Annotated in this window: 21 protein-coding genes, 2 tRNA genes and 1 pseudogene; 5 read left to right on the top strand and 19 right to left on the bottom strand. The window is 39.7% G+C overall.

Annotated elements, in window-relative coordinates:
- Positions 1-12: 12 nt before the first annotated feature.
- The 4 genes from G0Q07_RS08220 to G0Q07_RS08235 form a co-directional block, all read right to left on the bottom strand.
- Complete coding sequence (locus G0Q07_RS08220; RefSeq protein ID WP_163345634.1) at positions 13-1,365, bottom strand: sugar porter family MFS transporter; 1,353 nt, start codon at positions 1,363-1,365, stop codon at positions 13-15.
- A 254-nt stretch (positions 1,366-1,619) separates the two neighbouring features.
- Entirely contained in the window at positions 1,620-2,624 is a 1,005-nt protein-coding gene (locus G0Q07_RS08225) for a patatin-like phospholipase family protein (RefSeq protein WP_163345635.1), read from the bottom strand.
- Between the two features lie 131 nt (positions 2,625-2,755).
- Positions 2,756-3,766, bottom strand: a complete 1,011-nt coding sequence (locus tag G0Q07_RS08230) for an aldo/keto reductase (RefSeq protein ID WP_163345636.1) — start codon at positions 3,764-3,766, stop codon at positions 2,756-2,758.
- 57 nt (positions 3,767-3,823) lie between these two features.
- Positions 3,824-4,279, bottom strand: coding sequence for a hypothetical protein (locus G0Q07_RS08235; RefSeq protein ID WP_163345637.1), 456 nt, complete (start codon positions 4,277-4,279; stop codon positions 3,824-3,826).
- Positions 4,280-4,422: 143 nt separating this feature from the next.
- Here G0Q07_RS08235 and G0Q07_RS21405 point away from each other — a divergent pair.
- A pseudogene (locus G0Q07_RS21405) lies at positions 4,423-4,659 on the top strand (ISAon1 family transposase N-terminal region protein); the annotation flags it as partial.
- 191 nt (positions 4,660-4,850) lie between these two features.
- Here the strand turns inward: G0Q07_RS21405 and G0Q07_RS08240 are convergent.
- Together G0Q07_RS08240 and G0Q07_RS08245 are read right to left on the bottom strand one after the other, a co-directional pair.
- Positions 4,851-4,928 (bottom strand) — tRNA-Pro (locus G0Q07_RS08240).
- A 13-nt stretch (positions 4,929-4,941) separates the two neighbouring features.
- Positions 4,942-5,029: transfer RNA gene (locus tag G0Q07_RS08245), tRNA-Ser, on the bottom strand.
- Positions 5,030-5,454: 425 nt separating this feature from the next.
- Between G0Q07_RS08245 and folE the strand changes: the two genes are divergently transcribed.
- A complete protein-coding gene (gene folE / locus G0Q07_RS08250) occupies positions 5,455-6,168 on the top strand; it encodes a GTP cyclohydrolase I FolE (protein WP_163345638.1) in 714 nt (237 codons plus the stop codon).
- Positions 6,169-6,175: 7 nt separating this feature from the next.
- On the opposite strand, the gene G0Q07_RS08255 is transcribed toward folE, so the two are convergent.
- From G0Q07_RS08255 to trhO, 3 genes are all read right to left on the bottom strand, one after another.
- A complete protein-coding gene (locus tag G0Q07_RS08255; RefSeq protein WP_163345639.1) occupies positions 6,176-7,411 on the bottom strand; it encodes a PQQ-binding-like beta-propeller repeat protein in 1,236 nt (411 codons plus the stop codon).
- A 139-nt stretch (positions 7,412-7,550) separates the two neighbouring features.
- On the bottom strand, positions 7,551-8,528 hold the full coding sequence (locus G0Q07_RS08260; protein ID WP_163345640.1) for a tRNA dihydrouridine synthase: 978 nt from the start codon (positions 8,526-8,528) through the stop codon (positions 7,551-7,553).
- A 142-nt stretch (positions 8,529-8,670) separates the two neighbouring features.
- Positions 8,671-9,711: an oxygen-dependent tRNA uridine(34) hydroxylase TrhO gene (gene trhO, locus G0Q07_RS08265; protein ID WP_163345641.1), complete on the bottom strand. Its 1,041-nt coding sequence runs from the start codon at positions 9,709-9,711 to the stop codon at positions 8,671-8,673.
- Positions 9,712-9,871: 160 nt separating this feature from the next.
- Between trhO and G0Q07_RS08270 the strand changes: the two genes are divergently transcribed.
- Positions 9,872-10,939 carry a serine hydrolase domain-containing protein gene (locus G0Q07_RS08270; protein WP_163345642.1) on the top strand — a complete coding sequence of 356 codons (1,068 nt, stop codon included), beginning with the start codon at positions 9,872-9,874 and terminating at the stop codon, positions 10,937-10,939.
- A 54-nt stretch (positions 10,940-10,993) separates the two neighbouring features.
- On the opposite strand, the gene G0Q07_RS08275 is transcribed toward G0Q07_RS08270, so the two are convergent.
- From G0Q07_RS08275 to G0Q07_RS08295, 5 genes are all read right to left on the bottom strand, one after another.
- Positions 10,994-12,205 carry a S8 family serine peptidase gene (locus tag G0Q07_RS08275; protein WP_163345643.1) on the bottom strand — a complete coding sequence of 404 codons (1,212 nt, stop codon included), beginning with the start codon at positions 12,203-12,205 and terminating at the stop codon, positions 10,994-10,996.
- A 112-nt stretch (positions 12,206-12,317) separates the two neighbouring features.
- Complete coding sequence (locus G0Q07_RS08280) at positions 12,318-12,824, bottom strand: TlpA family protein disulfide reductase (protein ID WP_163345644.1); 507 nt, start codon at positions 12,822-12,824, stop codon at positions 12,318-12,320.
- A 110-nt stretch (positions 12,825-12,934) separates the two neighbouring features.
- Positions 12,935-13,888, bottom strand: coding sequence for a phosphoribosylaminoimidazolesuccinocarboxamide synthase (locus G0Q07_RS08285; RefSeq protein ID WP_163345645.1), 954 nt, complete (start codon positions 13,886-13,888; stop codon positions 12,935-12,937).
- A gap of 166 nt (positions 13,889-14,054) precedes the next feature.
- Positions 14,055-15,044: a PhoH family protein gene (locus tag G0Q07_RS08290; protein ID WP_163345646.1), complete on the bottom strand. Its 990-nt coding sequence runs from the start codon at positions 15,042-15,044 to the stop codon at positions 14,055-14,057.
- A gap of 112 nt (positions 15,045-15,156) precedes the next feature.
- Positions 15,157-15,306, bottom strand: coding sequence for a PspC domain-containing protein (locus tag G0Q07_RS08295; RefSeq protein WP_163345647.1), 150 nt, complete (start codon positions 15,304-15,306; stop codon positions 15,157-15,159).
- Between the two features lie 127 nt (positions 15,307-15,433).
- Here G0Q07_RS08295 and G0Q07_RS08300 point away from each other — a divergent pair, with 127 nt between their 5' ends.
- On the top strand, positions 15,434-18,427 hold the full coding sequence (locus G0Q07_RS08300; RefSeq protein ID WP_163345648.1) for a glycosyltransferase family 117 protein: 2,994 nt from the start codon (positions 15,434-15,436) through the stop codon (positions 18,425-18,427).
- A 452-nt stretch (positions 18,428-18,879) separates the two neighbouring features.
- Here the strand turns inward: G0Q07_RS08300 and G0Q07_RS08305 are convergent, their stop codons facing one another.
- Positions 18,880-19,410 (bottom strand): RNA polymerase sigma factor, encoded by a 531-nt coding sequence (locus tag G0Q07_RS08305; protein ID WP_163345649.1) that lies wholly within the window; start codon positions 19,408-19,410, stop codon positions 18,880-18,882.
- Between the two features lie 44 nt (positions 19,411-19,454).
- A complete protein-coding gene (locus G0Q07_RS21255) occupies positions 19,455-19,661 on the bottom strand; it encodes a DUF3098 domain-containing protein (RefSeq protein ID WP_163345650.1) in 207 nt (68 codons plus the stop codon).
- A 63-nt stretch (positions 19,662-19,724) separates the two neighbouring features.
- On the opposite strand from G0Q07_RS21255, the gene mazG reads away from it, so the two are divergent.
- Complete coding sequence (gene mazG / locus G0Q07_RS08315) at positions 19,725-20,501, top strand: nucleoside triphosphate pyrophosphohydrolase (RefSeq protein WP_163345651.1); 777 nt, start codon at positions 19,725-19,727, stop codon at positions 20,499-20,501.
- 183 nt (positions 20,502-20,684) lie between these two features.
- Here mazG and G0Q07_RS08320 read toward each other — a convergent pair whose 3' ends face one another.
- The 3 genes from G0Q07_RS08320 to G0Q07_RS08330 all read right to left on the bottom strand — a co-directional run bounded on the left by G0Q07_RS08320 (position 20,685) and on the right by G0Q07_RS08330 (position 22,291).
- Complete coding sequence (locus G0Q07_RS08320) at positions 20,685-20,942, bottom strand: DUF3781 domain-containing protein (RefSeq protein WP_163345652.1); 258 nt, start codon at positions 20,940-20,942, stop codon at positions 20,685-20,687.
- A 64-nt stretch (positions 20,943-21,006) separates the two neighbouring features.
- Positions 21,007-21,585, bottom strand: coding sequence for a flavodoxin family protein (locus tag G0Q07_RS08325; RefSeq protein WP_163345653.1), 579 nt, complete (start codon positions 21,583-21,585; stop codon positions 21,007-21,009).
- Positions 21,586-21,637: 52 nt separating this feature from the next.
- A complete protein-coding gene (locus G0Q07_RS08330; protein WP_163345654.1) occupies positions 21,638-22,291 on the bottom strand; it encodes a DUF4159 domain-containing protein in 654 nt (217 codons plus the stop codon).
- Positions 22,292-22,360: the final 69 nt, after the last annotated feature.

Below are 22,360 nucleotides of genomic sequence, written 5' to 3' on the forward strand. Positions count from 1 at the left end.
ATGCACATATAATTATTTAATACTTCTTTTTTTCATATCAGCCTGTATTTCTTCCAGTGATTTACCTTTTGTTTCAGGTACTACTTTCCACGCAAAGAAGAAATGTATCAACATCATAAAAGCAAAAAAAGCAAATGATGAACCACCTCCAATTCCCGGCATATTGGCAAATGCCGGAAATCCCCAAATTAATGCCGCTGCCATTATCCAATGGGTGAAACTTCCAAGAGCCTGTCCCTTAGAACGCACTTTGTTCGGGAAAATCTCGGAGATAACTACCCAAAGAACGGCACCCTGCGAAAAAGCAAAAAAGGCAATAAATCCCATTAAGTAAATCATTACACCATATCCGCCAAGGTCGCTGTAGTCTTCGGTAAAAAACGATTTGGAGAGCATACCCAAAAAGAAAACCATACCTACCGAACCCGCCATTAATAGTGATCGTCGTCCGTATCGGTCGATAAGTGTTAATGCTACCAACGTGAAAACCAGGTTTGTGGCACCAACCGAAATAGATTGAAGTAGTGATATGTTGGCATCAAATCCGGCCATTTCGAAAACACGTGGGGCGTATATCATTATGGCATTTATGCCTGCAAGTTGGTTAAAGGCTGCCATTAAAATAGCGATGGTAATCGGGAAACTGTTTTCTTTAACAAAAAGTTTTCCGTGTCCCATTTTTTCTTCTTGTTCTACTGATTTTTGAACAAGCCGAACTTCCTCCTGCGGATTATTGGCTTTAATACGCGTAAATACAGTTAGTGCTTCATCATTACGGTTTTGGTTAACCAGCCAGCGCGGACTCTCCGGAACCCTATTCAATAACAGAAAAAACGATGCTGCAGGAATGGCTTCCACTCCAATCATCCATCGCCATGATCCGGATCCAATGGATTTGGCCAAGAGGTAATTTACCACAAATGCAAGAAATAAGGAGATTACCACAAAAAGTTGATTTAACAGTACTAAACGTCCGCGTCTTTTGGCCGGAGAAATTTCGGCTATAAACATCGGAGTTACAACAGAGATACACCCCAGCAATATTCCGGTTAAAAAACGAAACAGAAGCAGCATAGTCCAGTTCACGGCAAAAGCAGCTCCCAGGGCCGAAAGTGCAAATAATCCGGAAAGAAAGATTAATGTGTTTTTGCGTCCGTATTTTTCGGCTGGTTTTCCAATAATTAAAGTGCCAATTATGGTTCCAATTATAGCAATGGCAACGGTAAATCCCAGCCAAAAATTATTGAGTACAAATAACTGCTCGAGTTGTGAAGTTGTTCCTGACATCATTGCAATGTCGTAACCAAACAAAAAACCACCTAAGGCAATAATTAGGGCTACTGTTGATACATTTTGTTGTTTCATTAAAATGGTGCTTAATTTTCAGGAAAAATAAGCAGTAGTAAATTGATAAAAGTGCAGCTATGTTACAAAAAGCATTGAAGATGTTACATAAAATGTATGAATGACACATTTGTTGTGCTATGTTACATTACATAGACACATGTTACGCTTCCTGGCTTGCAGTAAGCTGACGGAATGAATAAGTACATCACTTTATTTCAATCCGAATTTGAAGTGGAAGTGATGAAGGGAACTTTTCGGTATTTTAATAACAATTAATCAGGAGTCATTGAAATTAATTTTTTTGCAACTCGATTAAATAATGCGTCATTTTCTTCTGAACAGATTTGTCCGGCAATCTTTAGTTCTTTCAGGTTTTCTATTGACGCGTCGTCCATTTCATGACTGGCATTGCGAAGATCAGGATCAATACGTACATAGTTATTCGGTTTGCCTACCGCATCAAATATTTGGGCGAGCTGATAATCTACTGTTTCTGCAACACCAGACATCATTATATCAATAATTGGTTTTACCCACTGAACCAGTCCCCAATCCTTAGCCTGTTTGTAGTAATAAGGTTTCTCAACTTTTCCGGTTCCCAGGCTTAAAATAAACATATCTTTTGCCTTTGGCTTACCCTTTAAATTACGTGCTTCGGCGTAAGCACACAACGATGGATTGTTGGCAAATACACCTCCATCAACCAAAGGATAGGGAATGGCTGAGATGGATTTTACTTTTGCAGTTTCAAAATAAGTTGGAGCAGCTGATGTTGCCCTCGCGACTTCCCTGACAAGAAAATCATTGGCGTTATCCGTTTTAGCTGAATGTTGTCTGAAAAAATGCGCTTTTCTTCTTCTCAGGTCATAAGATGTTACCAAACAGGGTTTAATCAATTCACTAAGTTTTAAATCTCCCAGGTAATCCTTTAATGATTCTTCCAGTTCTTTAGCTGAATACTTTTCGTCGATAACTCCTCCGGCAGATTTTATTTTTTGCTTTAGCGTGATGTCGAATATTTCGTCTCCGTTCTCAATGTATAAATCTACCGCATCAGAAGCTGAGAACTTTGCTTTTAAAGGATCCGATTCGGAAGGACATAAATAGATACAAGTTAGAATTCCTCCGGTGCTTGTACCTGCAATTAAATCAAAATAATCAGCAATTTTTGCATCCTCATTATTACTTTGTTGTTTTAATTTCTCTTCGAGCGCTACCAGGATTTGACCTGGGATAATTCCCCGGATTCCACCGCCGTCAATTGATAAAATTCTCATGATAATGTATTTTAAATTAAGTGAATAAGAACGTAAATAATCGGTATTGGTTTGGCTGATATGTCCGGCCGCATACAGTGAAGAATGTTCAGCCAGGATTTTAGATACGGGTATTGCCTGTACTTAAAAGGTTACCTGCCGTTACTTTGACGTTCAATCATCCAACCCGGATATTCAGGGGCCAGTTTGCTAACTTCATCCAATTCCTTTAGTTCGCTGGCTTCCAGGTTTATATTTACTGAACTTAGATTCTCGGCTAACTGTTCAGGCTTATTGGCGCCAATAATTACCGATGAAACAGCGGGTTGATGCAGCAGCCATGATAAGGCAATTTGAGCCACACCAACATTTTTATCTTCGGCAATTTTTCGCATCACATCTATAATGTCAAAGGCTTTTTCTTTATTCACGGGCGGAAAGTCAAAATTCACTCTTCGGCCTTCTTTTGTTTCTTCATCGCGGCTGTATTTGCCACTTAACAAGCCTCCTGCCAGGGGGCTCCAAACCATTAATCCTATTTTTTGATCGAGAAGCAGGGGAACCAGTTCGCGTTCCAAGTCGCGTCCGGCTATGGTGTAATAGGCTTGCAACGAAACAAATTTGCTCAGGTGTTGCTGTACCGAAATACCCAGTGCTTTCATCAGCTGCCAGGCTGCCAGATTACTGCACCCAATGTATCTTACTTTTCCGCTTTTAACCAGCATATCAAGTGCTTCAAGCGTTTCTTCCAGTGGTGTTAGTTGGTCGAAACCATGAATCTGATAAAGATCAATGTAGTCCATATTCAAACGTACAAGGCTTTCGTCGGCCTGTTGTAGTATGTGCTTTTTACTTAGCCCAACCTCATTGGGGCCTTCGCCCATTTGACCGCGTACTTTTGTGGCAATCACCAGGTCGTCTCGTTTTAACCCAAGGTCGCGGATAGCCTGCCCGGTCATTTGTTCGCTCAGACCTTCACTGTAAATATTAGCGGTATCAATAAAGTTTATCCCGCCGTCAACCGATTGTTTCACCAGACTGTTCACCTGGTCTTGTGGCAATGTTCCAATAGCTGTCCACATACCACGGCCGCCAAATGTCATGGTGCCCAAACAAAGTTCTGATACGTATAATCCTGTATTTCCCAATAAATTGTACTTCATAATTTATATTTTTTAATTTTCATTATAATTACACTGATTGTAAAAAAGAGTTTGGTATTATACTTCATATATACTAACCAATAAAGTTCGAAGGGAATCATTGCTGATGTATTCCAATCCTCCGGACGTTAGCCTCCAATAAGCTCCTTTTTCAAAATTGAATTTTATATTATTACTCAATTGTTTTAATTTGTTGATGTAATCTGAATGTGTTCCAACGGCTCCATGTTGCATAAAAGTAGGCACATTTACAATCGTAGTTTCAATGCTGATCCCTCGTTGTTTTAGTCGTTCAACATGAATGGAATCTCTTTGTAATGAGAAGGATATTGTCTGCAGTATTTGTTTTTCATAAATACCAGTTTTTATATTTTCATTCCAATTGTTTGTTTGCAAAGCCAATATAATAGCGATGGGTACCAGCACGATTTTGCCAATTGTATAACGAAGGTATTTGCCAAATTTGTTTTCACCAGCCAGTTTGTAACGTATTTTGGAGAATAAACGGAGCATGCTATTTAGTTGTTTCAATTATTAACCCTTATTGCTTGCTGAATGTTCAGTAATTCACCCGAAATGAACTCCTTAGAGAATTATTGTACGATTAAATTTTGCAGATCTAATTTGTAGTAATAGTTAGTATCGTTTTTTATGGTATTCATGTTTCTTTAGAAGAACAAGATGTGAAGCCAAAGAAGTACAAAAAGCAAAAGCTTACTTCCAAAGGAGTTCATTCAGAAGTGGTTCTCCAATACTTTCCAATCCGAAGAAAGGCCGCGATGCTTCATGTTCGTTGTCGTCGGTGGTTGGTTGAAGCTACTGGTGAGGTTGTGAGTTGGGAATGGGATTGGGATTGGGTGGCAAGGAAGGCCTTATACAAAGGATTTCGAGCCTTTTTTAAGGAGTACTTGGACACGTTCTCAATCAGCGCAAATAGTCTGGAGAAGCTTTGTCATATAGATGGAAATCGTTTTGGTCAGCAATATATAAAGCATTTAAGTAGTTACAACAATTGGGAACAAAAGGATCTTGCCCGGGTAAATAAAAAAGGAGCTAAACTTTCGTTTAACTCCTTGATTTTTAATGGTCGGGATACCAGGATTCGAACCTGGGACCCCCTGCTCCCAAAGCAGGTGCGCTAACCGGACTGCGCCACATCCCGATAATAATTTATGCGGTGAGGGCGGGATTCGAACCCGCGGTACAGTTTACCCGTACGCCAGTTTAGCAAACTGGTGGTTTCAGCCACTCACCCACCTCACCAGTGGTTTTTAGTGCTAAATGTCATCTTGCTTTGCAGCAATTTCATTTATTACTTTTCCATTATTTCTTTTTGAACGTTGTTGCTTTGTTAAAGCGTGTGCAAAAGTAGAAATTGTTTTTACACTGGCAAAGGAAATTGAAAAAAAATGGTGAAAAAAAAAGAATTCACATTTTGCGGTGTAAGCGAATGAAGATAGGGGATAGAGCTATCTTAACATAACTTTAATCGATGCGAAATGTGATTCGTTTATTCCCGTTTTTATCTGGTTATAAACCAATAAGTTTCAATGGTTGAAAGGAGGGCTGGAATTTATTCAATCAAAAGTTGTGCAATTTGTTTAATATTTTGTTTTTATAGATTAAACAAAATGGATTTCTGTCTGTTTATTAAAGCTGAGAAATTAGAACCAGAAATACCAGAAAAGATGAGTTACAGAGAAGAAATAATATATACCAGCGTTAACCATAAAAAGAATGGAAAGGTAAACGGCCAAAATAAGCACGAGTTAATTGGCGATAATCATATTGCCACATCAATGGATACGCCCATGCGCAATGATGCTTTCGAGCTGAGTGACGAAAGAAAAATGGCGATTATTGAAGACAAATTTCGCGATATAATGAAAACTATGGGGCTTGATTTGAATGATGATAGTCTGAAAGGAACGCCGCATCGTGTAGCCAAAATGTTTGTACAAGAAATTTTTAGTGGATTAAACCCGGCAAATAAACCAAAGATCTCGGTATTCGAGAACAAATTCAATTATGGAGAAATGCTCGTGGAAAGGAATATCAATCTGAATTCCACTTGCGAACATCATTTTCTGCCGATAGTAGGGAAAGCACACGTAGCTTACATTTCATCGCGCGAAGTAATTGGATTGAGCAAAATTAACCGTATTGTCGACTATTTTGCACGCCGTCCGCAGGTTCAGGAACGCTTAACGGTACAAATTGCCAACGAGCTTAAAACAATACTTAAAACTGATGATGTAGCAGTTGTTATCGATGCCAAGCACATGTGTGTATCGTCACGCGGAATCCAGGATGAAAGTAGCAGTACTGTTACTGCCGAATATTCCGGAAAGTTCAAAGACAAAAGTGTTCGCGAAGAGTTCCTGAGATATATCGAACTCTAACTTTCTTTTAAATATCGAATGCCATCAACACTTGCCCGTGACGTTGATACAAAACACCATTTTTTATAACAGGATGCGAGAAATGCTCTTTTGTTCCTCTTGATATTTTAAAATCACTGATCTGGTTCATTTTACCGGATTCATTAAAATCGATTAACGACAAGGTTCCGTTTTGGCCATAATAATAAAGCATGTTATCAGCTGAAATAACAGCTCCCCAACCCAATTTTAGCGAATCAGTTAATTCTCCACTGCTTGCATCAATACTTCTAAAGAGCTTTTTTGAAGTTGCTGTACCGTATAAATGGTTGTCAATTTTTACAATTCCTCCCATGTAACTGTCGAAGCCTTTATTGCACCATACTTCAGTAATCTCAGTTCCGTCTTCCGAAAGTTGAAGTTTTACTCCGCAATTTCCATCGCCGGCTGCGTAATAAATTGCTCCATTATCGTAAATCACACCATTGCTATGTGTGTCGCCCATACCCGGTTGACGTTTGTCAAGTGGTGTATTATCTTGTGCATGTGTCCATAATAGCTCACCTGTTTCAGTATCAAAGCCCATCATATTATATGCCGAAAATGTGACAAAGATATTGCGCGATGGCATCTTAATTAACGTTCCAGGATTGTAACCTGAGCGTTCGCTGTGTCCTTCGTTGCTCCAAATTAATTCTCCTGTAAAACGGTTTAAGGCAACCACATTGTGTTCTTCTCCGCCGGGTGTCCAGAAAACTTTGTCGCCATCAATAACAGGTGCTTCCGAATGGCCAAAACGGGGATAAATACCATTAAAATCTTCAACAAATCGTTTTTCCCAAAGGAGCTCACCGTTCGAGCGATTTAAGCAATGTAAATTTCCCATTCCCGAACCAACATAAATTAAATCGTCAACTACGGTTGGTTGCGAGCGCGATCCCGGATAACTCTTTACCCATTCTTTTCCAAATGGCACTTCCCATTTTTTCTGGCCGTTTAAATCAATACAGAATAATGTTGCTGTGCTATCAATTGCTCCTGTTATAAAAATTTCATTGTCGGTTATGGTTGGCGAGCCAAATCCATCTCCTATGTTTTCAACATACCAAAGTTCTTTCGGTCCGTTCTCCGGCCATTCTTTTAAAAGATTTTGTTCATCGAAAATACCTTTACGGTCTTCGCCACGCCATTGGAAAATCTCGGTTTTGTTTGAACTGCATGAAAAGAAGAATAGGGTTATGGATAGAAAAATCAGGAATTTCATTTTGGTGTTTTTGTTTATAAATAATGGTATGCATTATTAGCTGATTATTACAGCTTAAATGAGAAAATTGCTGTTTTTTCAGTTAAATAACAAGATACCGCATTTGAGATTTGATGTATATCCGGTTGAAGATTTTGTTCTAAGAATCAAAATAGCGATACACCTCGTCGTAGTTTTTAACTTCCATCAGGTCGGCACGCATTTTTGCCGCCCCAGGAAAGGAGTTCAGGTAGATTTTGTAAAAACGTTTCAGGATATTGAAATTTTTGTCGGGGCTCCAGGTTTCTTCAAACAGTCGGGTGTGTGCAAGCAGTTTTTCAATTCGGTCGTGCATTGAAATTTCTTCTTTTTCAGGATTAAAAAACCAGGGATTCTGAAAAATGCCACGACCAATCATTACTCCGTCAACACCGGTTTGGCTGACCCGATCCAGTCCTTGTTGGTAAGAAAATAAATCGCCGTTTCCATGAACGGGAATATGGGGTTTCAGATTTTTTTTTAGTTGAACGGCTTTTGCAATTTCGTCCCAGTTGGCATCGCCATCCGATTGCATGCGTTGCGTACGTCCGTGCAGAATAATGGCTGCCGGATCAACTTCCAGTAAATTGGCAATCCAGTTTTCGGTGATGTGTTCTTTTATTCCTGTTCGGGTTTTAACACTCACGGGTAGGTGAGTAGCTTCTTTTGTGGCCAGGATAATTTCTTTGGCACGCTCCGGTTCGCCGATCAGTGCACTACAGGCACCAATCTTGAATACCTTTTTTACCGGGCAGCCCATGTTTATGTCGATGCCGTCGAAATCGTAATTTTCGCTAATGTATTTGGCAATGTTGTGATAGATTTCCGGATCACGCCCCCAGATTTGGGCAATAATTTTAATGTTAAGTTTTTTGAGCAAAGCACGTTCCGAGTCATTTACAATCAATCGTTCCGAAACCCGTTCGCGTCCAACCGGATGATTCATACCCTCAACAGAAGTAAACTCCGTAAAAACCAGGTGTAGCTTTTCAGGTGCTGCCATTCCCATTACGATCTCACGAAAAACTGTATCGGTAACATCCTCCATTGGAGCTAACGAAAAAACAGGACTTTTAAAATCTTGCCAAAAATTGTTCATTGCTTGCAAAAATAGAAAATGTGTGGAAATGCCTGAACGTCATTCCGAATTTAGTTCGGAATCTAATTTATGCCATATAATGATCCTGAAACACCTGCCTGACGGCAGTCAGGAGTTCAGGATGACGTCTAATGTTATCTCTTTATTGAACGTTTAATTTTTCTTGCTCAGCTTTCATTAACGAAAGGCTTTTTCTGAATTTGCGACTGTTGCCAAAACCGATGCGTAAATCCAACTGGCGGCCGGTTCCCTTTACTTTTTCATCAGCACATTCGGGAGTGCAACAACCATGGTATTTCTCGGCACACTCCGGGCACTGAATAAACAGGATATGACAACCTTGATTATCGCAGTTAGTATGCAAATCACAGGGTTTTCCACACTGATGGCACTTTGAAATTACTTCGCCGTTTACACTTTCGCCCAAACGTTCGTCAAAAACAAAATTTTTACCAATAAATTTTGAATCCAGCTTAGCCGTATTAATCTGGCGGGCATATTCCAGAATTCCGCCGTGCAGCTGGTTAACATCCTGAAATCCCTTGTGTTTTAAATAAGCACTTGCTTTTTCGCAGCGAATACCTCCGGTACAGTACAACAGTATTTTTTTATTTTTTTTGTCTTCTAACAAGTCGGTAACAATTTCCAGCTCTTCGCGGAAAGTATCCGCCTCCGGGCAAATGGCGCCTTCAAAACGACCGATCTCACTTTCGTAATAATTGCGCATATCAACAACCACGGTATTTTCTTCTCCGATGTGCTGGTGGAATTCAACGCCTGATAAGTGTTTGCCTACGTTGGTAACATCGTAGGCACCGTCGTCCAAACCATCGGCAACCAATTTAGGGCGCACTTTTATGGTTAATTTATAAAATGATTTTCCATCGTCTTCAATGGCATATTTAATCGGAATCTCCTTAAAAATTTCATGACGTTCCAATGTTTTTATAAATGCCTTCCAATGATGCTCCGGTACGCTCATTTGTGCGTTAATCCCTTCGCAGGCCACATAAATGCGTCCGAAACAATCCAACGGAAACCAATCGCGAAATAGTTCATCTCTGAATTCTTGTGGATTTTCCAGAATATGGTAGCGATAAAATGAAATCGTTTTGCGTTGAAAGGTTTCTTCTGCCAACTTTTTTTTCAACTCTTCCTTGTTTACCCGATTATATAAAAACATGTTACCTGCGTTTAAAATGCGCCGCAAAAATACATAATTTGGCAAAAAGAGCAAAAAAGATGATTTATTCTTTAATGCGCAGTATTTCAGCGCTACCGTTTTTTCTTGTAACTTTAAATATCTTCTGATATAAAAATCTGTAACATAAATATTTACCACGATGAAAAAACTGATTTATCTGCTGACTGTTTTGTTTTTATTCGGTATTTCATGTACAACTGAAGACCCAAAAACAAAAGAAGCAGAACACTATCTGGAACAATTGCGTGTTGAAAGTGAATCGATAGGGTGGACAGCTACCGTTTCGGTCGATAATGAGATGGTCTTATCAAAAGGATTTGGATTAGCACACTACGAGCAACAGGTGCCGGTTTATCCCGGAAAAACAAAGTTTAGGATTGGAAGTATTTCAAAGGCCCTAACAGCTGCCGGGTTGGGGATTCTGATAGAGGAAGGTAAAATAGATCTTGATGCTCCTGTCCAGAAATATGTTCCTGGTTTCCCGGAAAAGAGACACGAGATAACCACACGACAAGTGGCCGGACATTTGGCCGGAATTCGTCATTACCGCGGAAACGAATTTCTTTCCTCGAAATACTATCCGACGGTGAAAGAAGGATTGGCGATTTTTATGAATGATACACTGCTTTTTGAGCCGGGGACAAAATACAGCTATTCCAGTTATGGTTTTAATCTGCTGAGTGCAGTTATGGAAGGGGCGTCGGGCGAGGAGTTTCTGCATTTTATGCAAACACGGGTTTTCGATCCGCTGGAAATGACAGAAACGACAGCCGAACGTATGGATTCTCTCATATTGTTTCGCGCCGGTTATTACGATATGAATAACGGAAAGGTGATAAATGCACCCTTCGTTGATAATAGTTACAAATGGGCAGGCGGTGGTTTTATTTCTACCTCTGAAGATTTGGTAAAGTTCGGAAATGGCATGCTAAACAATACGCTTTTTTCAGAAGAAGTAAAACGACTGTTGATTACTCCTCAAACCTTGAGGAATGGTGAAAAGACAGGATATGGAATGGGATTTTCTTCCGGGGTTGACGAATTTGGACGTGAATACTACGGGCATGGCGGTGGATCGGTAGGTGGTTGCAGTAATTTGATTATTTATCCTGGCGAAAAAATGGTGGTAGCCGTAATTACCAACGACACCAATGCGAAAGTGGGGGGTGAGATATACAAAATAGCAGAACTGTTGTTAGAAAATTAGCATTAAAAAAACCCGGAGTATAAATCCGGGTTTTGAAATATAGAAAGTATTTATTTACAAATGAATGATCGAATCTGCATTTCCGTCAGGATCACCATTAACAGAACCATCTGAGTTTTTTGATCCCATTAATAGCACACCAGCTGCGTGTGGTGCAGCCATTGATGTTCCGCTAATTGTGTTATAACCTCCATTTTTCCAGGTTGAAAGAATACTGTATCCCGGTGCACAATAATCAACGCCACTTCCGTAATTCGAGAAATAAGCCCAATTGTCATTAATATCACAGGCTGAAATAGTGTAAATATTTGTTCCATTAACTCGCGCAGGAGAATGGTTATTAGCATTGTCACTTTCGTTACCGGCAGCCAGAACAAATGTACAGCTTGATGAGGCCGCTAAAACAGCAGCGTCAAGAGTTGTTGAAACACCACCGCCAAGGCTCATATTTGCCACATCACCTGAAGAAGCATTGTTTGCTACATAGTCAACTCCTGCAACAACTCCTGAAATGGTCCCGCTTCCTCTACGGTCGAGCACGCGCACGGCAACAACAGATGCTCCGGCTGCAACGCCAACAACACCTTCGTTGTTATCAATTGCTGCAATTGTTCCTGCCACATGCGTTCCATGTCCGTTTTCATCATCAGCACCAGCTTTACGCGAATTTGTAAAATCTTTACTAAGACCAGTATTAACATTTAAGTCGGGGTGATCCAAATCAATCCCTGAATCAATGACCCAGGCAACTTTACCTGTCCCGACAGCAGCACCTCCAACACGGGTAATGCCCCATGGCGTTTCCTGCGTTGGAGTTTCGCCTCCCGTATCGCCACCATCTCCTTTATTTGGTCCTTTTCCCGGAGGCGGAGCCAGCGATACCACTTTGTCGGCTTCTATGTATGCAACCGAGGGCTCATTCTCAAGTTTCTTTAATTGCCCGGGAGCAATTTTTACTGAAAAGCCTTTTAAGGCAGTTCCGTACATGTGTCCAAGTTCACCGTCCGTAATACCGGCACGTTTTAAAATTTTTGCTGATTTGGCTTTTACTGCATTTTGTTTCTTTTCGTAACCTTTCAGTTTTGCCAGTTCTTCCGTTAATTCAGCGTCATTCAGAACTACTATGTAACTATTCTTTAATGAGGATGCTGATTTAAGCTCAAAAGCTTCATCACCGGTTTCGTCGGTTACAATTGTTTTATCACACGAATAGATTAATATTCCGGCACAGAAAAGAGCCAGAACTTTCAAATGCATTTTTTTCATAAAGTAATTTTTAGTGAGTAAATAAATTATAAGCGTTTTGTGTTTATTCTTAAGCATAAAAAAGAGCTGCTTGTAGAATACAAACAGCTCTTTTAATATTTTTGTTTAAACACTATTTTAATAATTCACTCACTTTCTCAATAATTTTATTGAATTCATCCTCCTTAAAACCAATGGAAGCAACGGCAATTTTTCCATTTTTATCGATTACAAAATTACGCGGAATATTTTGTTTCGCGTATTTTGAAAAGATATCGCGTTCGGGATCGGGGTAGAAGGGGAGGGAGTAATTGTTGTCGGCTTTAAATTTATTAACGGTTGCCCAGTCGTGTTCGCGGCCAATTACCAAAACCTCAAAATTTTCGTTTTGCTTCAGTTTTAGATAAACTTCCTTTTCAAGATGCGGTAACTCTTTGCGGCATGGCGGACACCAGGTGGCAAAAAAGTTAATCCACACTACTTTCCCTTTCAAATCTGAGAGTTTTTTTACCGAACCATCTTCCATAGTTATTGAAAAGTCTGGTGCAGTATCTCCTTCTTTTACAAGGGTATATTCGTCCTGTGCATAACTATTTATAGCTAAAAACGCCAGTAGCAGAAGTGTTGTTAATCGTTTCATGTCGAAATTTTAATGTATTATAATCTTGTGCAATGTAGTTATATGAGGTGAAAACAAAAACACCCACTTAAATTTTAAGCAGGTGTTTTCCGTTTATTGTGGTTGTTCTATTATGCTTTTTGCTTCAAAAAATCAGTAACCGCAGTTTCAATTCGGTCTTCAATTTTTGATGTGTCTGATTTTACAAATTTATCGCCGGTGATATTCTCGTAAAGCTCAATGTATCTTTCCGATACCTCATTTACAAACGATTCCGGAATTTCAGGGAGTACATCGCCATCGCGCCCCTGGAAATTGTTATCCATTAACCACTCGCGAACAAATTCTTTCGAAAGCTGCTTTTGGTTTTCACCTTTGTCAAAACGTTCCTGATAACCATCGGCGTAGAAATAGCGTGACGAGTCGGGTGTGTGGATTTCATCAATCAGATAGATCTGACCATCTTTTTTACCAAACTCGTATTTGGTGTCCACCAATATCAAGCCCATTTCTTTGGCAATTTCGCTACCGCGTTTAAACAGTTCCAGCGAAATACGCTCCAGTTCCACGTAATCTTCTTCCGAAACCAATCCTTGTTTAATAATCTCTTCGCGCGAAATATTTTCGTCGTGAGCGCCTTGTTCTGCTTTTGTTGTTGGCGTTAACAGTGGCTCAGGAAAAGCCTGGTGTTCTTTTAACCCTTCTGGAAGTGGAACCCCGCAAATATCGCGACCGCCATTTTTATACAATCTCCACGAACTTCCGGTTAAATAACCACGAACAATCATTTCTACCGGGAAAGTTTCGCAAAAATGACCCACTGTTACATTCGGGTCGGGTGTTGCTATTTTCCAGTTCGGAACAATATCAGAAGTGGCATCCAGAAATTTCTCTGCAATCTGGTTTAGTACCTGCCCTTTAAAAGGAATTCCTTTTGGCAGCACCACATCGAATGCCGAAATCCGATCTGATACGACCATCACCAAAAAATCATCGTTGATGTTGTATACGTCGCGAACTTTACCTTTGTAGTGGCTCTTTTGTCCCGGAAAATTGAAACTTGTTTTTGTAAGTGCGTTACCCATTTTGTTGAATATTTATTGTTGTATTGATACTTATTTCCTGCTTAAATACCTCTTCGATTTTTACTACAAATTTAGCTGGTTTTTGTTTGATGCTTTAAATTGCCAAATTGAAAAACTGTTTAATTGTATAACTGTTTATTCATCTGGTAATTAGTTGGATAATGTTTTATTTGGCGTTTTTACCCGTTGAATCAGTTTTTATCTCAATTTTTTGATCGTCGTATTTATCGTAAGCTTCTACAATATCGCGAACCAGACGGTGACGTACAATGTCTTTTTTATCGAAATATATAGTTGAAATATTTTTAATGCCTTTTAAAATGCGTAATGCCTGTATCAGCCCCGAATGACTTTTCCGAGGCAGGTCAATTTGGGTAACATCACCGGTAATAATAAACTTGGCGTTTAGTCCCATCCGGGTTAAGAACATTTTTAGCTGGTTAACCGTGGTGTTTTGTGCCTCGTCGAGGATTACGTAGGCATTGCTCAATGTCCGTCCGCGCATAAAAGCCAGCGGGGCAATTTGTATCACACCGTCTTTCAGAAATTCCTCCAGTTTTTTCGGAGGGATCATATCCTGCAATGCATCGTAAAGCGGTTGCAAATACGGATCGATCTTCTCTTTTAAATCGCCGGGAAGGAATCCCAGGTTTTCACCTGCTTCAACAGCCGGGCGGCTCAGAATAATCTTTTTTATCTCTTTGTTTTTTAGTGCCCGAACAGCCAATGCAATAGCTGTGTATGTTTTTCCGGTTCCGGCGGGTCCAATGGCAAAAATCAAATCGTTTTGCGAATTGGCTTCCACCAGCCGTCGTTGATTGGGTGTGCGTGCGCGAACAGGTTTTCCGCTGTTGCCAAAAACAATAATATCTGGTTCACTGCTACCATTTTCTTCAATTGATGAAACTCCCGCATCCAAAATTTCATGAATCGTTTCTTCGGTGAGCATGTTATACTGATAATAATGATCGAGAATGAGGGCGAACTTTTTCTCAAAAGTGTTTATTTCTTTTGGTTCTCCCTGAACGAACAAGGCATGGCCACGCGCAGTGATTTTAATTTTTGGGAAAAGCCTCTTAACTAGTTCAATCTTCGAATTGTTTACTCCAAAAAACTCAAGGAGATCAATTCCTTCCAGTAAAATTTGTTTATCCAATGTATATTTTTAAATAATTAAGCACGACAAATTTACGAAAATAAAATCCCGTTATCGAATGTTTTAAGGCTTTGATCATCAATTTATGAATGATTGAAAAGAAACGACTATTTTATTTTGAAAACATTTTAACCACCCAAAGAATAAGATAAAGACCTAAGCCAACGCCGGCGAATAGAACACCAACAACAAATGCAATTCTAATCATTTTTACATCCCAACCTAATTTTCCGCTGAGCCATTCTGATACTCCTAAAATCATATGTATAGTTTAATTTAAATTTGAAATGCAAGATATTAAATTCTTATTTGGATTAGGAATAAGAAATGTGATAAGTCCTAAAAAATTGAACTTTTAATTAAACGCGTGTATTAACACCAAAAAATATATGCGCTCTAATTCATTCGTAAAAATTACCGGCCTCTTTGTTTTCCTGGTTTCTTTATCAATCTATAGTTTTACTTTAGAACCTTCCACTAGCTTTTGGGATTGCAGCGAGTTTATTCTTTCGGCCACAAAACTGGAGGTAAATCATCCGGCGGGAGCTCCGCTTTTTATGTTGTTGGGGCGCCTGTTTACGTTGCTTTCGTTCGGAAATCCTCAAAAAATAGCCTGGACAATCAACTTTATGTCGGGCTTTTTTAGTGCTTTAACCATTTTCTTACTTTATCACGTCATTATAAAATTGGTAGCAAAAATGTCTGATTCCACGACATTGATTATCGGGAGTGCTGTTATTGGCGCTTTAACATTCGCGGTCAGCGATTCGTTTTGGTTTTCGGCAGTTGAGGGAGAGGTGTACGCACTTTCCATGTTTTTTCTCATTCTTTCGTTTTGGGCAACATTAAAATGGGACGAGCAATTCGGACAACCCGGCAACGAAAAATGGATATTGTTTTTAGCACTTATAACGGGCCTGGGAATAGGTGTTCATTTGTTGAATTTGCTGGTTCTGCCTTCGGTGGTAATGATTATGGGATTCAGAAAATATGGGTACTCTATAAAAAAGCTGGTGCTATTTTTCGGACTGGGAGTTGCAGTATTATTAGGCGTATTATACGTTTTAACACCCGTTGTAATGATACTGCTCTCGAAATTCGATTTATTATTTGTTAATCGGCTAAGTTTGCCTTTACACTCGGGCACACTTTTGGGAATATTTTTTATTCTTGCACTACTCGGTTCGCTAATAATTAATTTCAGAAAGAAACAAAAACATCTTTTCGAACTTATTACACTGTCTGTATTGTTCGTTTTGCTGGGCTTTTCAGTTTATTCTGTAAATCTCATTCGTTCGTCTGCTAATCCACCAATAAATTTTGGACAGCCCAACAATATTTTTTCTCTCATCAATTACCTGAACCGCGAGCAATATCCGAAACGACCGTTGGTATACGGCCAAAATTATAACTCGCCCTTACTTGATGTTAATGAACGTTCGTCGTATGATTTTATCGATGGGAAATACCAGCCCATACAATTGGCTCCCGACTACGTGTACGACGATCGAACTTGTAACTGGTTTCCGCGTATGTCGAGCAGCGATGAAAAGCACATAAAAGCCTATAACAGTTGGATAAATATTTCAGGAAAACGTGTGGTGACCAAACAACGTAACGGCGAACAAAAAACACTTGTTGTTCCGCGCTTTTCCGATCAGCTGAAATTTTTTGTCCGCTACCAGTTTGGTTTTATGTTTGGCCGTTATTTTATGTGGAATTTTGTGGGCCGCCAAAACGACCGGCAGGGTAAAGGAACGATTCTGAATGGCAATTGGCTCTCGGGGATTAATATTATTGATAATTTCCGACTTGGGCCACAAGATAAAGTTCCGTTATGGTTAAAAAACAACCGTGCCCGAAATACATATTTTTTTCTGCCACTATTGTTGGGATTGTTGGGTGCAGTTTATCAATACAAAACCAACCGCGAAACTTTTTTTATTGTACTGGCCCTGTTTATTATGGGCGGCCTTGGACTTACCGTTTATATCAATGAAATTCCCATCACGCCGCGCGAGCGCGATTATGTTTTTGTAGGGGCGTTTATGGCATTTTCCATATGGGTGGGAGTAAGTTTGGTGGCTGCAGTCAGTTTAATTCAGCAAAAAATAAAAAATGCAAAAGTTGCTGTTCCGGTTTTTCTGGTGTTGCTTTTGGCAGGGCCGGTATTAATGGTATCTCAAAATTTTAACGATCACGATCGTTCGGGAAGATATGCAGCCCGCGATTTTGCCGCTAATATTTTACAATCATGCCCCGAAAATGCCATTCTTTTTACCAGCGGCGATAACGATACTTATCCGCTGCTATATTGTCAGGAAGTGGAAGGTTTACGCACCGATGTGCGGATTGTAATTATGCCCTTTTTGTCGGCCAACTGGTTTATCGGTGGTTTGCGAAATCAGAAATATAACGATCCCGGATTAAAAATGATGCTCGCTCAGGACAAATATGATCATGGCGAACTGGCTTATGTTCCTGTGCTGAAAAAATTTAACCGCGATACCTCGTGGCAGGAAGCGTTGAACTTTCTAAATATTGAAAGCAACAAAGCAAAGGTGACATTGAACTCGGGCGATCGTGTAAACTTTATCCCCCTAACCAAATTAAACTTGCAGGTTGAGGCTGGTGGGAAAAGTGGAAAAATTCCAGTGTCACTAAACGGAAAAAATGGCTTATATAAACACGAGCTGGCATTTTGGGATATAATTAGTTCGAATGCTGCAGAGCGACCCGTCTGTTTTGTGTCGAAAGGCGAGGCGGCAAAACACGGCTTGGGGGCTTATTTGCAATGCGAAGGATTTGTGCATCGGCTGATTCCTGAAAAGAGTAAATCAAGTAGTATGTTTTCCATTGGGAAATGTGATCCGGAGCGTATTGCCGCTAAATTGATGGATGAATTTCAGTGGGGAAATATTTCTATGCCGTCGGTGTATGCCGATTGGAATACCGTTGTTAATCTTAGTGTTTTTCAGGCACGCAATACGTTTAACGAAGTGGCGGAATTGCTCATTCAAAAAGGTGAAATGGAAAAAGCTTTTCAGTTGTTACAGAAGTGTGCCGATGAAATTCCATTGTCGAAAATTCCTTATGATATTTTTGCGATAAAACAGGCCGAATTAATGCTGGCAACTGGGCACGAAAAGGAAAGCAAAATTTTATTCGATGAGATGGAAAAGAATGTTACCGAGACGCTCGAATTTTACAACAGTTTAAACGAAACACAACAACTTAGACTAAAAGAAGCTGTTCAGCGGGAGTTGTATTATTTAAACCAGTTGATTGTTGTTTCTGCGAAATTCGAAGATCAGGCAAAACGCATGGAATTGGAAGAGCAAATGAAAGGTTACTATCAGGATTTGATAAAAAATGCGTCGTAGATAAAATTTTCTGCGACGGATTAAAAATCCTTATTTCTGAATTGCTGTTTGGCTGATTATTACCATCGTTTTTTATCGTTTTTGAAGTCAAACAACTATCGACAAAAAAAGGCGATGTTTGTGATGAATCGATGTGAAAAGGCACCATGTTTTGTGTGGTATCCTGAAGTTGCTGCAACATTGGAGTTTCCACATTTTTAATGTTTACCAGCGAAAAAAGCAACACACACGAAACCATCGCTGCTTTTAAGGGCAGGTTCGACCAGGAGAATATCCAGCCAAATAGTCCGAGGAAAGAATTTTGCGTGGTTTTGTAGCCGCGGCTTTTCACCATAAAAGCGTATTCCAAACGGCCACGAACCGCTTCATCGGGGAAATGATTCGTTGCATCTTCCTGAAAGATAGAACTTAATTCATTGTCGTTTATCCTATTGTTTTTCATACTGTTCTGTTTAAAGTAACTCTTTATCAGCCATTTTTTTTGTGAGCGCGGTGCGCGCATAATACAATCTCGATTTAATGGTTCCTACCGGTAATTCCAGTATCTCCGAGATTTCTTTCAGACTAAAATTTTCCTTGTATTTCAGCAGCAAAATTGCTTTCTGATCTTCTTCCAGATTTTCAATTTCAGCAAATAATTCGCTGATGAGGTTTTCTTTGTTCCTCGTCTCTTCGTACGAATTTTCGTTGCTCAGAAATTGCTCTGGATTTTCATCTTTACATACAATTTTTCGCACTTCGCGGTTGCGGTACTCGTTTTTACACATGTTGTGCGCCACCGTAAAAATCCAGCTTGTAAATTTGTTTCCGGGTTTAAAAAGTTCCGGTTTGTTGATGATCTTCAGAAAAATGTCTTGTAAAAAATCGTTGGCCACTTCTTTGTCGTTGCCCAGCATACGAAAAAAATAGTAGTACAAACGCAGATTAAATCGTTCGTACAATTCGGAGAAAGCCGACTGGTTGCCATTTTTTATGGCTGTCATCAGCTCTTCGTTTGTTAACCGGGAGATATTTTTCTTCTTTAAAATCACTTGCGTTTAAAAATAAGAAAAATCATTGATCCGTAGGCTGCCAAAATGATTATTGGTGCAAGTGTAATTCTACGAAAACTAAAAATAGCGTCGTTAAATTCGCCCTCAACAGCTTTCGGGCCTGACATTAATCCGAAGCCCATTATTAATAAGATTATAACTAATGCGAGGAGAAGATATTTTTTACGGTAAAAAATTTCCATGTTTATTCTTAATTATACCTTTACGAAAGGGTATACACCCAAAAAATAAAAGGTTCAGAATTTATGCAAAAAAAAGTAGAAGAGTTTAAACGCTTGCTGGATATAATGGACGAATTGCGCGAGAAATGTCCGTGGGATAAAAAACAAACGCTGGAATCGTTACGCAAACTAACCATTGAAGAAACCTACGAATTGGGAGATGCCATTTTACAAAACGATTTACAGGAGATAAAAAAAGAGTTGGGCGACATACTATTGCATATTGTTTTTTACGCCAAAATAGGTGATGAAAAAGGAGCTTTCGATATTGGCGATGTGCTGGAAGGAATAAACGAAAAGCTGATTTATCGTCATCCGCATATTTTTGGCGATGTGGATGTTGAAGGCTCGGCAGATAAAGTTGCTGAAAACTGGGAAGCCTTAAAACTGAAAGAAAAAGGTGGCAATAAACGTGTTTTAGAAGGTGTGCCTGCTGCCATGCCTGCACTAGTAAAAGCCAACCGTATTCAGGAAAAAGTGAGAGGCGTGGGTTTCGACTGGGAATACAAAGAACAGGTTTGGGATAAAGTTAAAGAAGAGGTTGACGAGTTAAGTGTTGAGATCAACAAAGCCGACAAAGATAAAATGGAGGCCGAGTTTGGTGATCTGCTTTTTGCCGTTGTAAATGCTGCGCGTTTGTACGACATCGATCCGGAGGCAGCACTGGAGCGTACCAATATAAAATTTATAAAACGCTTTAATTACCTCGAAAGTAAAACCCTTATGCAGGGAAAAAGCCTGCACGATATGAGGCTTGCCGAAATGGATGAGATTTGGGAAGAGGCTAAGAAGGAGGAGTAGGTTTTAAGGCAAAAGGTAAAAGTAGAAACTTGCAAGTTACAAGTCGCAGGTTTTACAGTGAATCGGCAGTTGGCAAAGTAGCATTGGACAGTCTCGGTTTACAGTCTCAATTGGCAGTTTCTTAAATTCAAGGCAAAAGGAAGCGAGTAAAGATTAAAGATGAGTGTGGCAGTATGAGGTATTCTATTTTAATCTGTCAGCCGTAATTATTCTAAAAGTGTTGCTATTAATTGTTAGTCTAATATTACGTGCCTTATTTGTTATGTAGACATTTTTACCTTTTTGTTGAAAATCGGATTCTTCTGTTTCGTTTATAACTGAGCCAATTATTTCTTCAATTTTGTCGTTAGAGAGTTCGCTATTTAGTTTTTTATTAATTCTGTCATAAACAAGATCGGTGTAACAAATTCTGGCTATTATTTCATTCTTTAAACTTTTCATAAATCTTTTGCTTCGCCTTCAATTCAAGCATTCAGGCATTCAAAATTTCAAACCCTCAAATCCTTCAATCTGCTTGCAACTTCTTCATTAACCAACTCATATTCTCCGCCAGCGTTCGAATAGTGTTAATGCCTTCTTCGTCCTGGAGTACATCGCCCTGATTTTTACCAAAAGCAAAGTTCCAGTAACTTGAGCCGGGAACAATCATCTGGTTAATCAGAAAAAAGCGATTCATGGTATCGAAAGTAGGTAAGGCACCACCTCGGCGCACTGAAATTACGCCGGCACCAACTTTTCGTTTTAGCAAATGACCGTTGCCGCGTGTAACATAACCGGCCACATCTATTAAGGCTTTTATCTCGGTGCTAACGTCGGCAAAGTAAACGGGAGTACCCAAAATAATACCATCGGCTTCAATCATTTTCTCGATGCAAATATTCAACAGATCGTTTTTAATGTGGCATTTCCGGTCCTGAATTTCGCGACATTTACCACAAGCTGTACAACCGTGAACCGGTTTATTCCCCAGCTGAACGACTTCGGTTTCTATTCCTTCTGATTGAAAGATCTTAAATGTTTCTTCAATTAAAATAGATGTGTTTCCGTTGCGTCTCGGGCTTCCGTTAAAGGCTACTACTTTCATGTATTAAATTGTTGAATTGAGAATTTGTAAAACTGATAATTTGTAAAATTAATTATTGTTGGAATACGTATGCGATAATGTTGGCGCCCATTTTTAGCGCTTTTTGGCGCAGATCTTCCGGGTCGTTGTGTACGTCAATATCTTCCCAGCCATCGCCAAGGTCGGTTTCGAATGTGTAAAAGCAAACCAGCCTGTCGTCGACAAATAACCCAAAAGCCTGTGGTTGTTTATTGTCGTGCTCGTGTATTTTCGGAATGCCTTCGTTAAAATCGTATTTCTGATGGTAGATATCGTGCGATGGAGGCAGCTCTACAAATTCCTGGTCGGGAAAAACCTTTTTCATTTCGCGGCGGATGTATTCGTCCAATCCGTAATTATCGTCGATGTGTAAAAAACCACCGCCTTCAAGGTAAACGCGTAAATTCATCGCGTCGTTTTCAGATAATATGATGTTTCCGTGACCGGTTAAATGCACAAACGGGAAATTAAATAACTCGGGGCTGCCAATTTCAATAGTCGAAGGTTCGGGGTTTATATTGGTTTTCAGATTTTCGTTACAAAACTCGATGAGGTTGGGCAGGGCAGTAGGATCGGAATACCAGTCGCCGCCGCCGTTGTATTTCAATAAAGCAATTTTTACACTGCTGCCTTGTGCTACCGACCCGAGGGTAAAAAGAAGAAACAGGAATAAAAATGAAATTCGCATCGTTAAAATTTTCCGTAAAATACGATTCCTCGCCGAGATGAAAAAATGGTATACCAATCAATTTTCTCC

It is taken from the genome of Draconibacterium halophilum (genome assembly GCF_010448835.1).
In the GTDB taxonomy this organism is placed as follows: domain Bacteria; phylum Bacteroidota; class Bacteroidia; order Bacteroidales; family Prolixibacteraceae; genus Draconibacterium; species Draconibacterium halophilum.

Bases quoted from the DNA above. Each gene is read 5' to 3' on its own strand.
- G0Q07_RS08220 (WP_163345634.1), bottom strand. From the start codon at position 1,365: ATGAAACAACAAAATGTATCAACAGTAGCCCTAATTATTGCCTTAGGT.
- G0Q07_RS08225 (WP_163345635.1), bottom strand. From the start codon at position 2,624: ATGAGAATTTTATCAATTGACGGCGGTGGAATCCGGGGAATTATCCCA.
- G0Q07_RS08230 (WP_163345636.1), bottom strand. From the start codon at position 3,766: ATGAAGTACAATTTATTGGGAAATACAGGATTATACGTATCAGAACTT.
- G0Q07_RS08235 (WP_163345637.1), bottom strand. From the start codon at position 4,279: ATGCTCCGTTTATTCTCCAAAATACGTTACAAACTGGCTGGTGAAAAC.
- folE (WP_163345638.1), top strand. From the start codon at position 5,455: ATGAGTTACAGAGAAGAAATAATATATACCAGCGTTAACCATAAAAAG.
- G0Q07_RS08255 (WP_163345639.1), bottom strand. From the start codon at position 7,411: ATGAAATTCCTGATTTTTCTATCCATAACCCTATTCTTCTTTTCATGC.
- G0Q07_RS08260 (WP_163345640.1), bottom strand. From the start codon at position 8,528: ATGAACAATTTTTGGCAAGATTTTAAAAGTCCTGTTTTTTCGTTAGCT.
- trhO (WP_163345641.1), bottom strand. From the start codon at position 9,711: ATGTTTTTATATAATCGGGTAAACAAGGAAGAGTTGAAAAAAAAGTTG.
- G0Q07_RS08270 (WP_163345642.1), top strand. From the start codon at position 9,872: ATGAAAAAACTGATTTATCTGCTGACTGTTTTGTTTTTATTCGGTATT.
- G0Q07_RS08275 (WP_163345643.1), bottom strand. From the start codon at position 12,205: ATGAAAAAAATGCATTTGAAAGTTCTGGCTCTTTTCTGTGCCGGAATA.
- G0Q07_RS08280 (WP_163345644.1), bottom strand. From the start codon at position 12,824: ATGAAACGATTAACAACACTTCTGCTACTGGCGTTTTTAGCTATAAAT.
- G0Q07_RS08285 (WP_163345645.1), bottom strand. From the start codon at position 13,888: ATGGGTAACGCACTTACAAAAACAAGTTTCAATTTTCCGGGACAAAAG.
- G0Q07_RS08295 (WP_163345647.1), bottom strand. From the start codon at position 15,306: ATGATTTTAGGAGTATCAGAATGGCTCAGCGGAAAATTAGGTTGGGAT.
- G0Q07_RS08300 (WP_163345648.1), top strand. From the start codon at position 15,434: ATGCGCTCTAATTCATTCGTAAAAATTACCGGCCTCTTTGTTTTCCTG.
- G0Q07_RS08305 (WP_163345649.1), bottom strand. From the start codon at position 19,410: ATGACAGCCATAAAAAATGGCAACCAGTCGGCTTTCTCCGAATTGTAC.
- G0Q07_RS21255 (WP_163345650.1), bottom strand. From the start codon at position 19,661: ATGGAAATTTTTTACCGTAAAAAATATCTTCTCCTCGCATTAGTTATA.
- mazG (WP_163345651.1), top strand. From the start codon at position 19,725: ATGCAAAAAAAAGTAGAAGAGTTTAAACGCTTGCTGGATATAATGGAC.
- G0Q07_RS08320 (WP_163345652.1), bottom strand. From the start codon at position 20,942: ATGAAAAGTTTAAAGAATGAAATAATAGCCAGAATTTGTTACACCGAT.
- G0Q07_RS08325 (WP_163345653.1), bottom strand. From the start codon at position 21,585: ATGAAAGTAGTAGCCTTTAACGGAAGCCCGAGACGCAACGGAAACACA.
- G0Q07_RS08330 (WP_163345654.1), bottom strand. From the start codon at position 22,291: ATGCGAATTTCATTTTTATTCCTGTTTCTTCTTTTTACCCTCGGGTCG.